We start from the raw sequence: 14,368 nt of genomic DNA on the forward strand, positions 1-14,368 counted from the left end.
GGTAATCTCTTGATAGACAACCCGCTGGGGTTGTTTGAGTTTCAATACCTGGGCGATATGCCAGCCAATAACTTCACCCTCGCGATCTGGATCTGAGGCGATGAATACTCGATCTGCTTGTTTAGCGGCGGCAATTAGCCCTGCGATCGTTTGTTTGGCACGCTCGTCGCGGGGGATGTAGCGACATTCGATCGTATTTGAACCTAAATCGAAACCTAACGAACCGTCCCCATCGTTGGCGAGTTGGCGAATGTGCCCCACAGAGGCTTTAACATCCCAATCCGCTCCGAGGATGCTCTTGAGCTTTTTAATTTTGCCAGCAGATTCGACGATGAGCAGGTTTCGCATAAATTCGGTGAATACCCAATTCAGATGATATCATTTTGAGCCGGGTGAGAGTGTTGCGCTAAAACGACTGAATACCAGTCGGGTATTGGGGTAGGTACCAATATAAATCTTGAACGAGCGATTCAGATTGCCATGCCCTTTTCTCTCCCACATTTCCCACACTTTACACCTTTAGGACTACTTGCATTTTTTTAACATAGAACTTATGACAGAGTTCTTTTAAAACTAGCTCGGCTAGATTGGAATACAACTGAGTCAATAATTTACAGCTATTCTCGTTTCGTTCGCAAAGCGTCTGCCTCAGCAGAGAGGCTGTGCCAACGCATTCGACTTTTCACCGCCAACTACACACAAACCTCTCGAACATCAAGGAGTTCAAAACAATGAAACCATCCTCTACGCTCAAATTAATTGGTGCTGGTATTCTCGCTACAAGTATTACCTTTATACCCATGACTGTGCCTGCTTCCGCTCAAGTTGCGACCCCCCGCGATAGTAGCCAAGGCACTACTACAACTACTACTGAAGAACGTCACGACAATACTGGTCTGTGGGGACTTCTTGGTTTAACTGGCTTATTTGGACTATTAAAAGGTAAAGAGACTCGCAACTCCCGCGACGATGCACCAGCATATCGCGATCCTAGCATTCGTTAATTAATTCACAGTCAAATGTAAATGTTACCCCAGGAAACTGCGTTGGTTAGAGAGAGCGAGTGGATTTTTTCACTCGCTTTCTTTCGATCTGAACCACAGGCGGATCGAATCGACTGAGGACGTGGCTACCGTGAGATCGGGCAACGTATTGGGCTAGGCTAGGCTCTAATCAAATTAGTTGTTAACAACCTACCCCGCTCTAAAAATTGAAGACAAGTTGACGAAATTTAGCAGATGGCGATTGAAGTGATATGGTAGAGATTAATTGCCTATTGAGGCAAAATATATGTACAGTTTCCGAAAAATTTTCATGCGGTCTGGTTCCGTACTTGGATACACTGCTGCCATTGCCACGACGATTGCTTTAGCCGGATCGTTCAATGTCGTCCGTGCAGATGCTGGTGATAACGATTTCCATGCTGGAAGGCTTCGCCAACGACCGATCGATTCTAGCATTAGCAATCAACCTTCTCAAGCAGCCACGCCCGTAATTAGCAAAGTAGTTTTGGGCGATCTGAGTGGTTTAATTATTCTGTTGGTGATTGGCGGTACGATCGTTGCCATACCCCTTTTCTTCGGCGGTTTAGTCGTCATCGGCGAACGTGAAGTCGGCATTGTTGTTAAGAAATTTACCATGTCGGGGAAAGGTTTATCGCCCGATCGATTAATCGCCCTCAATGGCGAAGCCGGATTGCAAGCCGATACCCTTGCTCCGGGCTGGCATTGGGGCTATTGGCCGTGGCAATACGGAGTGAAAAAAGAACAGGTTGTCGTCGTCCCTCAGAGTGAAATTGCCCTGATCGTCGCAGCAGATGGTAGCTCGATTCCGTCAGAACGAATTTTGGGAACGATCGTTAATTGCGATAACTTCCAAGATGCCCGCAAATTCCTCACTCAGGGGGGCGAGAAGGGGCGACAATTGGGATTTTTGACTGCTGGTACCTATCGAATTAATACCGCCTTATTTAAGGTGATTATGGCGGCAAATGCCGACCAACATGAGATGTCGGCGGCGCAGTTGCGGGTATATCAGGTGAGCGCGGATAAAGTCGGCATCGTGACTACTCTAGACGGGATTCCGATTACGCCTGGGGAAATTGCGGGTGCGGTAATTGAAGGGCACGATAACTTTCAAAACGTCCAGAAATTCCTCAATGCGGGAGGAAGTAGGGGATTACAAGAGCAAATTCTCCTATCTGGCTCGTGGAACCTCAATCCCTGGTTCGTGCAGGTGCAACAAATTCCGATGACGGAAATTCCGATCGGCTATGTGGGCGTGGTAATTTCCTATGTAGGGAAAGCGCAGGTAGATGTCAGCGGAGCGAGTTTTACTCACGGTAATTTAGTCAATCCGGGGCATAAAGGGGTGTGGGTAGAACCGCTTTATCCCGGCAAACATCCGCTAAATATTCAGATTATGAAGGTGGAACTGGTACCGACGACAAATATTGTCTTAAACTGGTCGGCACGGACGGAACGCCACAGTTATGATGCTAAACTCGAATCGCTCAACGTCCGATCGCGTGATGGATTCTCCTTCGCGCTAGAAATAGCCCAAATCATCCACGTCGCCGCCAATAACGCCCCAAAAGTAATTTCCCGCGTCGGTTCGATGCAAAACTTAGTAGACCACGTACTCGAACCCACTATCGGCAACTACTTCCGCAACTCCGCCCAAAATTGTACCGTACTCGACTTCTTAACAGCGCGATCGGAACGCCAACTCGAAGCCGCCGAATATATCCGCAAAGCTCTGTACAATTACGATGTTAATGCGATCGATACCCTCATCGGCGACATTCAACCCCCCGCATCCCTGATGCAGACTCAAACCGATCGTAAAATTGCCCAAGAGCAAGAAAAAACCTACGAAGTGCAGAAAATGGCGCAAACCCAACGCCAGCAACTAGTTCGTGAAACCGCTCTGGCAGATATTCAGCAAGAAATGGTGAAATCCGAGCAAAGCGTCAAAATCGCCGAACTCCAAGCCAGTGCCCAAATTCAAAAAGCTACTGGGGAAGCCGAATCGATTAAACTTCGCGCCATTGGGGAAGCCGAAGGGATTCGCGCCACAGGTACGGCTAAAGCCGAAACCTATCAGGCTGGGGTTGCAGCATTAGGCGGACAAAGTTACACTGCCATGCAACTGATGCAAATTATCGGCGATCGACACGTCCGATTGATTCCCGATGTGATGGTGGGCGGTAATAGTGGTGGTGGCAATGGTTTAGTCGATGGGTTATTATCGATGATTCTCTGGAATCAAACCGGACACCAAGTAAATAGCGAACCAACAGCACCAGACTCGACAATTCTCAACAATTTAATTCCCGCCGTGACGCTAGCAACGCCACCAGCACCGACTAATAATCCCAGTCGAGAAAACATCAACGTTGCAGATAGTTTGAAGATAAAACTTACTAACAAAGACGCACAAGATCGGCAGCAATCACCCCCCGTCGGCTAAATTGAGGCGATTTAATTTCAGTTTATAACTAAAGCTGACGTTAGGTAGGGGTAAAAGAAATCGAACTATATTCTTTTACCCTTATTTACCAATCATAAATTCGATTGTTAACTACAAAATGTGTATATTTACCGCCCAATCCTTCGACGATAGTTTTAGTATTGGAGGCTAACATTTTCTGATAAGTCCCACCTGGGCTAGTCACTTCACCCAAGCCATCAGCATAGATTTCCTGCGCTGCTACTTTTACTTTGGCTTCTTGAGCGATCGTGGTAATTAATTTAGGATTGAGTGTCAACTCTGCAAAAATAGTCGGCACAAGTGCCTTTTTAATTTTACCAATCAGTTCTTTCGCTCTAGCTGCATTTGGCTTTTCTTCTGTACTCAATCCTTCCAACGCAGCAACCGGAATTCCATAAGCCTTGGAGTAATACCCCAGTGCATCATGAGTGGTAAATAATACTTTTTTAGCAGTAGGAATCGTATTTACTTGCGATTTAATCCAAGTATCGAGTTGTCCGATTTCTAAAGTTAACTTTTGCGTATTTTGCTTGTAAGTTGCTGCTTGGGCAGGTACTAATTTTTCTAAATTAGCCTCGATCGTTTCAGCAATTTTAATGCCATTCTGGGCATTGTGCCAAACATGCGGATCTGTCGTACTTTTACCGTCTTCTTCAAATTTCTGGGGTTGCGGTACGGCTACTTCATGTACGGCGATTTTCGGAGCTGGATTAGATGTTGCTTTAATCGCTTTAATTAGCTCTGGCTCTAAGTTGTAGCCCCCATACAAGACTAGTTTTGCATCCTCGATCGATTGTCTGGCTTCTGGGGTAAGTTTGTAAACGTGAGGGTCGCTGCCAGGAGCAAGTAAGCACACTACATTTACACTACTAGCCGCAATTTGTTTGGTTAAGTCGCATAAGACAGTATTAGTCACAACTACTTTCGGACTGTCTGTATTTGCGGCTGGAGTTGTGACTGTTTCGCTAGCTGTGGGGCTAGCAGCTATAGGTTGTTTATTCGGGGTGGTGCATCCAGCCAGTATCCCTATTGTTAAGATTGATGAGACAATCGGGTTAAAACGCAGTGCGTGTTTTGAGTCTGAGCGACGAGGGCTAATTTTCACGATCGAATATTGAATAGGTAAATTGTAGGCGGGTTCGCGATCTAGTAGTGTGTGAGGAGCAGAGTCTAGGCAGCAAATTTATAGTAGAATGAGAATCATTATCGTTGTAAGTAAAATCATCTTAAAGGGTAGAGTAGCCTACTGTCAATTAGACTTGTAAGTTGGCACGCAATTAGATTCAGATCGTTGGATTCGCTGCAACACGTATCGATTGCTGGATCGTTAATTCACACACAAGAGTAAAACAATTATGGTAAATACTTTAGATAATCCCTCCAAGGCAACCGTTCCAGTCACTGTCCTAACGGGATATTTGGGCGCAGGAAAAACCACATTACTCAATCATATTCTGACCTACGAACATGGTAAAAAAGTAGCCGTAATTGTCAATGAATTTGGCGAAATTGGCATCGATAATCAATTGGTTGTCAGTACCGACGAAGAAATATTTGAGATGAATAATGGCTGTATTTGCTGTACGGTACGTGGTGACTTAGTCCGAATTATTGATAAACTCATGCGGCGGCGCGATCGATTCGACCATTTAGTAATTGAAACCACTGGACTCGCCGATCCCGCACCTGTAATTCAAACCTTTTTTGTCGATGAAGATGTTCGACTGAATACTCACTTAGATGCAGTAGTAACTGTCGTAGATGCCAAGCATATCCAACTTCATTGGGATGCAGATGAAGCTCAAGAGCAGATTGCTTTTGCCGATACAATTCTGCTGAATAAAACCGATTTAGTTACTGTTGCCGAATTGGATGAACTCGAACGTAAAATTCGCAGCATGAATGCGATGGCAAAGATTTATCGGACTGAAAATGCCCAGGTGAATATGGATGCAGTTTTAGAAGTTGGTGGCTTCGATTTATCTCATGCGCTGACGATCGATCCCGATTTCTTGGGTGAAGAAGCTCACGTTCATGATGAGTCGGTCAAATCGGTAGCATTAGTATTATCGGGAGCGATGGACATCAATAAAATTAATGATTGGTTGAGCGATTTATTACCAATTCAAGGCCCCAATATCTTTCGGATGAAAGGGATTTTAAATATTCAGGGGCAAAAAAATCGCTTTGTTTTTCAAGGAGTACACATGATTTTTGATGGTAAACCCGATCGCGAGTGGCGGGTTGATGAGCAACGTAAAAATGAGTTAGTCTTCATCGGGCGAGATCTCGATGAAGCCAAGTTACGATCGGATTTTACTCAATGTTTGGCATCGGCGGAAGTTCAGATCTCACCGTAAGAGCTAAGGTTTTGGCACCTGTATTAAGCAGATTATGGTAACTTCTCAAAAATTGGCTAACAAATCTGGTACGGTATTTTTATCGTACTAGTTAGTAGGATACAGTTACAATCGCGAAAGTGAGTATCACGCTAGATGAAAAGGTATTACCCCTCAAGGATTCCAAGACATCATTAGTTTACCAAATCGATCGACAGTCAATTACTCCTTACTCCTTACTTCTTACTCCTTACTCCCCTTGCACTCCACACAGCGCAAGAGAGCCAACGCGCCGCCAAATTTATTAATCCCACCCTTACTTCTTACTCCTTACTCCCCTTGCACTCCACCCTTCCCCTGCACAACAGAACTGGCTCTGAGATTTTCGATCGATTATTCAGACACGAGCCAATTGCTACTTTATTAGAAAGTCCGGTGAATGCCACTCGTTCTGACTTGACAAGATACTCAATTTGTGCAGGTTCGCCGCAGTCGATCGATAACCAACCCCAGATGTTTACGCCAGGAGTCGGGCAAATTTTAGACTGTTTGCGGGGGTTATTAGCGACGGGAGCCAGTCAAACACCAACAGATTTACCAGCACACTTACCCTTTACTGGCGGTTGGTTGGGGTGGCTGGGATACGAACTCGCCTGGGAAATCGAACGATTGCCAGATCGACGTACCGATCCGTTGCCATTTCCGATCGCGTATTGGTATGCGCCTCATGCCTTTGCAATTTTAGACCACTGGGAACAAATATTATATCTATCTGCCCCGACAGCATTAGAATTAGCTAATCTCGCCCTTAAATTAGAGTCAGATGAGATCGAGTCTGTAAAAATCGACATCGCACCACCAGCATTACCCATAGATTTAGCCAACCTTACAGATCTGCACTTTTTCACATCCGCAGATACATATCAACAAGCTATCCTTCAAGCCCAGAAACACATTCAAGTAGGCGATATCTTTCAAGCTAATTTATCCCTGCGATTTAGTACCCACACCGATCTCGATAGTTGGCAAATTTATCGACGACTGCAACAGATCAACCCATCTCCATTTGCGAGTTATTGGCAAACACCGTGGGGATCGATGATTAGTTGCTCGCCAGAAAGATTAGTAAAATATCAACAGCAGCAAGCTACCACCCGCCCGATCGCTGGAACCAGAAAACGCGGTCAAAGTCAAGCCATTGACGAATTATTAGCGACAGAATTAGCGACGAATACTAAAGAAATTGCCGAGCATATCATGTTAGTCGATCTCGAACGCAACGATTTGGGGCGCGTCTGTCGGTGGGGTAGTGTCCATGTCGATGAATTGCTCTCGATCGAGCGGTATAGTCATGTCATGCATTTAGTCAGTAATGTTACCGGAGAAGTCGATGCTCAGTTTGATTCGATCGATCTAATTAGTGCCATGTTTCCTGGCGGTACGATTACGGGATGTCCGAAAGTCCGCTGCATGGAAATCATCGCCGAACTCGAACCCCTCCCACGCAATCTCTTTTACGGTTCCTGCGGCTATTTAGACAGGCGTGGCAATTTAGATCTAAATATTTTGATTCGGACATTGCTGTATCATAAAGGTACTGTATGGGGACAAGTTGGTGCGGGAATTGTCGCCGATAGCCAACCATACCAGGAGTGGCGCGAATCTCTCCAAAAAGCTGCCGCTCAAATTGAGGCTTTAGGTATTAGGCTTTAGGCTTTAGGTTTTAGGCTTTGGGTTTGAGGCATAAAAGTTTAAAATTCTAACAGGTAAGGCAGTATAGACATCGATCGCCTGCGATCGGATCTAGGGAATGACGAAAATTGCCCTACTCCCTAACACCCAAAGCCTAAAACCTCACACCTAACATCTCAAACCTAAAGCCTAAGACCTAAAACCTAACACCTAATCGATGACTTCCGAAAATTACCTCAACCACCCTACCTTTGGCTTGCTCTACCGCATCTGTATCGTTGAGGAAAACCAAGAACTATTCACCACACTCTACGCACAACGAGTTTTTTTTATAGTCAGCAATAGTGCCAACGGCATATCTTTCCAACCTGTGACTCGTGCTGATGCGCGGCTGACGATCGATACTCGGATTCGCGTACTCAGACGCAACGGTCAAGTTTTAGAATATCAGCAGTTGCAAGCGATGATGCAACAAAATTTCCCCGGTTAGCCATAAGTGGAGTCAGAGCATGACGATCGCGCACAATATCGAAACGATTCGCCGAAATTTGCCAGCTTCAGTCAAATTGATGGCGGTAAGTAAACAAGTACCTGTAGCTTTGATGCGAGAAGCTTATGCTGTCGGGATTCGCGATTTTGGGGAAAGCCGGATTCAAGAAGCACAAGCCAAACAGCAAGAATTAACCGACGTGCGAGATCTGTGTTGGCATCTGATCGGACATCTCCAGGGCAATAAAGTCCGTAAAGCAGTCCAGATTTTTGACTGGATTCATTCGATCGATAGTCTCAAGCTACTCCAACAAGTCGATCGCGTCTGTGCCGAACTAGACAAAAAGCTCTACGTTTGTCTGCAAGTCAAAATTTTACCCGATCCCGATAAATATGGCTGGACGATTCCCGATCTCCTTGCTGACTTACCCCAAATTTGTGAGTGTCAACATCTCGATATCGCCGGATTGATGGTAATTCCACCACTGGGTTTAACCCCCGCTCAAACTCAAGCTTTATTCGAGAGTGCGCGCGATCTCTCGATCCAGATCCGCCAGCAGTCGGGATCGCGGCTCGATCTACCAGAGCTATCGATGGGGATGTCTGGGGATTATCGATCGGCTATTACCGCCGGATCGACGATAATTCGCTTAGGTAGCATCCTGTTTGGCGATCGGACTTCGGAGATGGGAGTAAGGAGCGAAAAGTGCGTTCTTGGGGTTTCCCCAAGTGAAGCACCTTTTCAAGACAGTAAGGAGTAAGAAGTAGGAGAATAACTCTATTACCGTGGTGATGTCCGCTCCCATCTCCCATCTTCCCGCTCCTAAGGAATGAGGATTTAATAATATCCATATCTGTAGGTTGGGTTTCGAGGCTCAACCCAACCTACCCATCTATGCTGATGTCCGTATGTCCCATCTCCCATTTCCTAAGCATAATTGCTGAGTACACCTCTAAACTCACATAAATACTAAGAAATTTAGTCTTTCAAAACTTTCTTAATAATTTTCGATTATATGATATTATGCTCGATATGCTGGTACCAGTAGTGTATTATTACAATCCTATCGACTAAAGAAAGTAATTATACACTCGTATTCAAAGTTTAAGTAATATTGCTTAGATAACAACCGATGCTGTTTGCTGTGGGGAACGCTCCGCCAAGTCAAGCGGTTATGCCAACGGTTGCTGGGCTTGCGGCTTTAAACTTGCCTTTCGGGCACAAGTCGAGAATCTTCCAGTCAAGAAGCATCAATACCACAACAACAGGGCGCAGGAGTAGTTTAACGTGAACGTGATTAATAAATTCAAAGATTTCATGGGTCTGAACGAAGAAGAATACAGCGATTACGACGAGACAGACAACGACGCATATCGAACCGAGTATCCGCAACCCGAACCCCAAATGCCACAGCCAGCCGAACCAGAGGCGCGTGGATTCCGACGGGCGACTAGTGAGACACGCGGAGCCACCAAAGTTAGCAATGTGGTGGGAATGCCTGGAATCATGAATGGCGTATCTGAAATGATCTTAATCGAACCCCGTTCTTTTGAAGAAATGCCGCAAGTAATTGACGCGCTCCGTCATAGAAAGTCGGTGATTCTTAATATGACTTTAATCCGTCAAGAAGAAGCACAAAGATCGGTAGACTTTGTTGCTGGTGGTACTTATGCCATCGACGGACACTACGAACGGATTGGAGATAATATTTTCTTGTTTACCCCAAATTGCGTTCAAGTTAGCACTCCAGCTAATGTGGGTCAAGATAACACCGAACGACAATCGCCTGTAAATCCTACAGTTCGGAGTAGTCGCACCGCTCCAGCGACATCTTCCTGGGGTAGCGAACCAATTTCGGTAGCACAATAAATTAGCAACTCAGGATCGGGCAACTGCAATCGGTACTGAACGTTTCAATCGCTGAAAGTAGTAATTTTATGTCCGTTAAACTAGGTGTCATCGGCGGCGGGGTGATGGGTGGGGCGATCGTTTCCCGCTTACTAGATCTAGGTACTTACCAAGGTAGCGAGATCCTCATTAGCGAACCCACCCTCTCGCAACGAGAAGTACTCCAGCAACTGTATGGAGTGCAGGTAACTGATGACAATAATTTGGCAGCGATGGCTCCAGTATTACTACTGGCAATCAAACCGCAAATTTTTGAGACAGTTGTTGCTAAATTGTCCCAACCCGCTGCCGCTTTAATAATTTCCATCTTGGCTGGCGTGAGTATTGCCCAACTCGAACGGGGATTTCCCGATCGAGCCGTAGTCCGTGCCATGCCCAATACACCAGCAACTGTAGGCATGGGCATTACTGCGCTGGCTGCTGGCAATCGCGTCAGCTCAGAACAGTTAGAGCTAGCTACCCAGATTTTTCAAGCAGTTGGGGATGTCATCCCCGTACCCGAATCGATGATGGATGCCGTCACCGGATTATCCGGTTCGGGGCCTGCTTATGTTGCCCTCGCGATCGAGGCTCTAGCCGACGGTGGTGTTGCCGCAGGTCTGCCCCGTCAGATTGCCGATAAGCTCGCCTTACAGACCGTTCTGGGCACCGCTGGACTCTTAAAAGAGTCTCACCTCCACCCCGCCCAGTTAAAAGATCGCGTCACTAGTCCGGGGGGGACGACAATTGCCGGAGTCAGAGAGTTAGAGCGATCGGGTTTTCGATCGGCACTAATTGAAGCTGTGATCGCGGCGGCAAATCGATCGCGGGAGTTGGGTAAGTAGTAGGTGGTGGACAGAGGCTAAATAGATTATGGCTCCTAATAGTAGTAGTGCCCAGAGAAGATCCCAACCAAAACGTCACAGCAAAAAACCGCGCCAGCAGCGACTCCACCCGATGAATAGATCTGTGTCGGCATCGATTCAAATAATTAGGTTAATTATTTGTGGCTTGGGTGCCAGTACGATCGCCGGGACGACGATCTCGATCGTCAACCCGCCTAAATCGATCGTGGCGACAAAGATCGAACCGCCGCTACCACCGCTACCGCAAATCGAGCCACTAACACCACAGCTATCGAGCACCAAACTGCACGATCGACTCCAGATCGCCAATAATAAAAATAGTAAAATACTCGATGCTAGCTACTTATTCATCGATCTCGACCGTGGTGAATATAGCGAGTGGGGAGCCGATCGCGTTCTCCCAGCAGCAAGTACGATTACATTACCAATTGCGATCGCCTTATTTGAAGATGTCGATACTCAGAAGATTGGCTTAACCGAAAAATTAACCCTCACCAAAAATGCGATCGCCAGCGGTGCGGGAGATTTAAAAGAGCAAAAAATTGGTACTCAAGTGAGCGTTTTAGTTGCCATTACTAAGATGATAACCATCAATGATAATACCGCCACAAATTTACTGATCGAGCGTTTAGGTGGTAAATTTGCCCTCAATCAACGCTTTCGGAATTGGGGACTCATAGTTACGACGATCGAACGTCCGCTACCAGATCTCGAAGGCAAAAATGTGACTACCGCTCGCGAACTCACTCGATCGATGATGGCCATTCGACGCGGTAAAATCATCTCAGATGCTTCGCGCAGCCAAATTTTGAGCATGATGAGCAATACGACTTTCAACACCATGCTCCCCAGCGGATTGGCACCGGGTACAAAAATCGCCCATAAATCTGGAGATATCGGTGCGATCGTCGCCGATGTCGGTGCGATCGAATTATCATCAGGTAAAAAATATTTAGCCGCAGTCCTAGTCAAACGCCCTTATAATGACCCTACGGCACCCGAACTAGTTCGTCAGATGTCCGAAATTGCCGCCGAATATTTTCAGACTTCTGCACCCAAACCCACACCTATTTATCCCTCTAAACCCCAACCTCAATCGACTTCCAAGTTTCCCAACACCATCTTTATTAAGAACAAGAACTAAAAATTAACTGGCCTTACCAATTTGAGGTATTATTTTGCAGCTTGAAAAACTTGTAATTCCCTAAAGCCTAAAGCCTCAAAACTTTTTACACTGCAATTCACTAATTTAATAATGTACCTATTAATTCCGGCGGCTGGGATGGGAAAACGGATGGGTAGCGATCGGAATAAACTGCTAATCTCCTTACTGGGTAAGCCTTTACTCGCTTGGACGCTAATTGCTGCCGAAACTGCCCGATCGATAACTTGGATCGGTATTATCGGACAACCAGAAGATCGAGCAGATCTCGATCGAATTCTCGGCAACATATCTCTATCCAAACCAGTCCAATTCATCCAGGGTGGTACGACTCGTCAAGAATCTGTTTATAACGGTCTCCAAGAGCTACCAGACGGCGCAGAGCGCGTATTGATTCATGATGGAGCCAGATGTTTGGCAACACCAGAACTATTCGATCGCTGTACCGCCATCCTGGCCACTTGTCCGGGATTAATTGCCGCCATTTCCGTAAAAGATACAATTAAAATTGTAGATAATACGGGGATAGTTATCGATACACCTGACAGGGCAAATCTGTGGGCGGCTCAAACCCCCCAAGGTTTTGAAGTCGCACTCCTCAAAGCCTGTCACGACAAAGGACGCGCCCTCGGCTGGGAAGTGACTGACGATGCTGCATTATTTGAAAAATGCAATTTACCCGTCACCATCGTCCCCGGCGAAGAAACCAACCTCAAAATTACCACTCCCGTAGATTTAGCGATCGCCGAATTTATTCTCAGAAGCAGGCTTTAGGCTTTAGGTATTAGGTATTAGGTATTAGGTTTTAGGTTTTAGGTAATTGCACTCCTTACTCCTTACTCCTTACTCCTTACTCCTTACTCCTTACTCCTTACTCCTTACTCCTTACTCCTTACTCCTCCCTCTTACCCACCCATCCCCCAATCTCTCTGCCCATATGAACCTGGGGAAATTTATTACTCGGATTAGTATCGCTCTAGCCACCACGCTTGCTACCAGTATCCCACTTAGGGCAAGCGAACTAGGGCCAGAAGTCGTATTAAAAGCCGTATATGAAGGATTGCGAGAAGTAGACGCTACTCGATCGAATCCTAGAGTGAGATGGAATGTCACTAATGGCACATCCAGTCCGTGCGGACGCATCGCGGGTAGTCTGTATTGTACTCGCAACAATACGATCTACATTACCACTCAACATATCCGAATGGCTTACAGATATGGGGATGCAGCACTAGCATATATCCTCGCGCATGAATACGCTCATGCCGCTCAGACAGTTGGTGGATTTACACCTAACAATATTACTAAAATCGAACTCCAGGCTGATTGTTTGGCAGGCTTTTATATGGGCGCGATGCCGAATGTCACCTTCGATCGACAAGATATTGAAGAAATCGCTCAGATTGCCTATCAAGTGGGCGATTATGAATTTAATAACCGCCAGCACCACGGCACGCCCGAACAACGCTCTGAAGCCGTCTTGAGAGGGTTTGTAGCATCCCAACGCAATGGGATCGTCGCTTGTCGAATGTAGAAAAAATTGGGTTTAAGTGCGAAAATTTAGGAGGAATAAGTATTAATGTAAGTACGGTATGAAGATTGCGATCGCGGGAGCTACTGGATTTGTCGGCAGTCGGTTAGTCGAACGACTCCAAACACAAGGACACGAAATCGTGATTCTGACTCGGAATCCCCAGCAGGCTAGCAGTCGCTTTCCTCAAGCGCAGGTAGTCGGCTACAATCCGCTCCGATCTGGCGAGTGGCAACAGTCGATTTCTGGCTGCGATGCTGTGATTAATTTAGCTGGAGAACCGATCGCCGAAAAACGTTGGACACCAGCTCAAAAACAGACGATCCTCGATAGTCGCCAAATCGGTACCCAAAAAATTGTCGAAGCGATTAACTCTGCCAGCGTCAAACCTCAAGTTTTAATTAATGCCTCGGCGATCGGCTACTATGGCACCAGCGAGACTAGTAAATTTACCGAAACCAGTCCCGCTGGCAATGATTTTCTCTCTGAAGTTTGTACTAAATGGGAAACCGCCGCACAAGCCGTCACCGCTAGCGGTACGCGGTTAGTAATTTTCAGATTGGGCATCGTTTTAGGCGAAAATGGTGGCGTACTAGGCAAAATGCTAGCACCTTTTAGTGCCTTTGTCGGCGGCCCGATCGGCAGTGGCAATCAGTGGTTTTCGTGGATTCACCGCGACGATCTGGTGAAAATGATAATTGCTGCGATCGCAGATCCGCAAATGCAAGGTGTCTACAATGCCACCGCACCCAATCCCGTAACGATGGCCGATTTTGCCACTATCCTCGGTACCGTCATGAATCGTCCCTCCTGGCTCCCCGTCCCCAATTTCGCTCTCGAAGCCATGTTAGGCGAAGGTGCGATCGTCGTATTACAAGGACAGCAAGTAGTCCCCACTCATCCCCTGGC

14 protein-coding genes are annotated in these 14,368 nt (G+C 46.4%); 12 read left to right on the top strand and 2 right to left on the bottom strand.

Annotated features, from left to right (window positions below; genetic code table 11):
* On the bottom strand, window positions 1-348 hold a 348-nt coding region (locus Q0R35_RS08800; protein ID WP_295616304.1), incomplete at its 3' end, for a toprim domain-containing protein.
* 383 nt (window positions 349-731) lie between these two features.
* On the opposite strand from Q0R35_RS08800, the gene Q0R35_RS08805 reads away from it, so the two are divergent.
* Window positions 732-1,004 carry a WGxxGxxG family protein gene (locus tag Q0R35_RS08805; protein WP_295616308.1) on the top strand — a complete coding sequence of 91 codons (273 nt, stop codon included), beginning with the start codon at window positions 732-734 and terminating at the stop codon, window positions 1,002-1,004.
* Between the two features lie 286 nt (window positions 1,005-1,290).
* The gene (locus Q0R35_RS08810; RefSeq protein WP_295616311.1) at window positions 1,291-3,471 is read left to right on the top strand and encodes an SPFH domain-containing protein; all 2,181 of its coding nucleotides are present in this window, start codon (window positions 1,291-1,293) and stop codon (window positions 3,469-3,471) included.
* A gap of 85 nt (window positions 3,472-3,556) precedes the next feature.
* On the opposite strand, the gene Q0R35_RS08815 is transcribed toward Q0R35_RS08810, so the two are convergent.
* Window positions 3,557-4,591, bottom strand: coding sequence for a zinc ABC transporter substrate-binding protein (locus Q0R35_RS08815; protein ID WP_366944850.1), 1,035 nt, complete (start codon window positions 4,589-4,591; stop codon window positions 3,557-3,559).
* A gap of 256 nt (window positions 4,592-4,847) precedes the next feature.
* On the opposite strand from Q0R35_RS08815, the gene Q0R35_RS08820 reads away from it, so the two are divergent.
* From Q0R35_RS08820 to Q0R35_RS08865, 10 genes are all read left to right on the top strand, one after another.
* Window positions 4,848-5,852 carry a GTP-binding protein gene (locus Q0R35_RS08820; RefSeq protein WP_295616318.1) on the top strand — a complete coding sequence of 335 codons (1,005 nt, stop codon included), beginning with the start codon at window positions 4,848-4,850 and terminating at the stop codon, window positions 5,850-5,852.
* A gap of 318 nt (window positions 5,853-6,170) precedes the next feature.
* The gene (locus Q0R35_RS08825; protein WP_295616322.1) at window positions 6,171-7,544 is read left to right on the top strand and encodes an anthranilate synthase component I; all 1,374 of its coding nucleotides are present in this window, start codon (window positions 6,171-6,173) and stop codon (window positions 7,542-7,544) included.
* Window positions 7,545-7,740: 196 nt separating this feature from the next.
* Window positions 7,741-8,013 (top strand): transcriptional coactivator PipX, encoded by a 273-nt coding sequence (gene pipX / locus Q0R35_RS08830; protein WP_295616325.1) that lies wholly within the window; start codon window positions 7,741-7,743, stop codon window positions 8,011-8,013.
* Window positions 8,014-8,032: 19 nt separating this feature from the next.
* A complete protein-coding gene (locus tag Q0R35_RS08835) occupies window positions 8,033-8,773 on the top strand; it encodes a YggS family pyridoxal phosphate-dependent enzyme (protein WP_295616328.1) in 741 nt (246 codons plus the stop codon).
* Between the two features lie 527 nt (window positions 8,774-9,300).
* Window positions 9,301-9,882 (top strand): cell division protein SepF, encoded by a 582-nt coding sequence (locus Q0R35_RS19510; protein ID WP_366944849.1) that lies wholly within the window; start codon window positions 9,301-9,303, stop codon window positions 9,880-9,882.
* A 68-nt stretch (window positions 9,883-9,950) separates the two neighbouring features.
* The gene (gene proC, locus Q0R35_RS08845; RefSeq protein ID WP_295616331.1) at window positions 9,951-10,745 is read left to right on the top strand and encodes a pyrroline-5-carboxylate reductase; all 795 of its coding nucleotides are present in this window, start codon (window positions 9,951-9,953) and stop codon (window positions 10,743-10,745) included.
* A gap of 28 nt (window positions 10,746-10,773) precedes the next feature.
* Window positions 10,774-11,910 (top strand): serine hydrolase, encoded by a 1,137-nt coding sequence (locus Q0R35_RS08850; protein WP_295616335.1) that lies wholly within the window; start codon window positions 10,774-10,776, stop codon window positions 11,908-11,910.
* Between the two features lie 111 nt (window positions 11,911-12,021).
* Entirely contained in the window at window positions 12,022-12,702 is a 681-nt protein-coding gene (gene ispD / locus Q0R35_RS08855) for a 2-C-methyl-D-erythritol 4-phosphate cytidylyltransferase (RefSeq protein WP_295616338.1), read from the top strand.
* A 163-nt stretch (window positions 12,703-12,865) separates the two neighbouring features.
* Window positions 12,866-13,462, top strand: coding sequence for a neutral zinc metallopeptidase (locus tag Q0R35_RS08860; RefSeq protein WP_295616341.1), 597 nt, complete (start codon window positions 12,866-12,868; stop codon window positions 13,460-13,462).
* A gap of 58 nt (window positions 13,463-13,520) precedes the next feature.
* A partial coding sequence (locus Q0R35_RS08865) for a TIGR01777 family oxidoreductase (RefSeq protein WP_295616344.1) occupies window positions 13,521-14,368 on the top strand: 848 nt, incomplete at its 3' end.

The sequence above is a fragment of the Chamaesiphon sp. GL140_3_metabinner_50 genome, from assembly GCF_025361915.1.
GTDB lineage: Bacteria > Cyanobacteriota > Cyanobacteriia > Cyanobacteriales > Chamaesiphonaceae > Chamaesiphon.

Excerpts from the sequence above, each read along its gene's own strand:
- pipX (WP_295616325.1), top strand. The coding sequence starts at position 7,741 with ATGACTTCCGAAAATTACCTCAACCACCCTACCTTTGGCTTGCTCTAC.
- Q0R35_RS08835 (WP_295616328.1), top strand. The coding sequence starts at position 8,033 with ATGACGATCGCGCACAATATCGAAACGATTCGCCGAAATTTGCCAGCT.
- Q0R35_RS08850 (WP_295616335.1), top strand. The coding sequence starts at position 10,774 with ATGGCTCCTAATAGTAGTAGTGCCCAGAGAAGATCCCAACCAAAACGT.
- Q0R35_RS08810 (WP_295616311.1), top strand. The coding sequence starts at position 1,291 with ATGTACAGTTTCCGAAAAATTTTCATGCGGTCTGGTTCCGTACTTGGA.
- proC (WP_295616331.1), top strand. The coding sequence starts at position 9,951 with ATGTCCGTTAAACTAGGTGTCATCGGCGGCGGGGTGATGGGTGGGGCG.
- Q0R35_RS08820 (WP_295616318.1), top strand. The coding sequence starts at position 4,848 with ATGGTAAATACTTTAGATAATCCCTCCAAGGCAACCGTTCCAGTCACT.
- ispD (WP_295616338.1), top strand. The coding sequence starts at position 12,022 with ATGTACCTATTAATTCCGGCGGCTGGGATGGGAAAACGGATGGGTAGC.
- Q0R35_RS08805 (WP_295616308.1), top strand. The coding sequence starts at position 732 with ATGAAACCATCCTCTACGCTCAAATTAATTGGTGCTGGTATTCTCGCT.
- Q0R35_RS08860 (WP_295616341.1), top strand. The coding sequence starts at position 12,866 with ATGAACCTGGGGAAATTTATTACTCGGATTAGTATCGCTCTAGCCACC.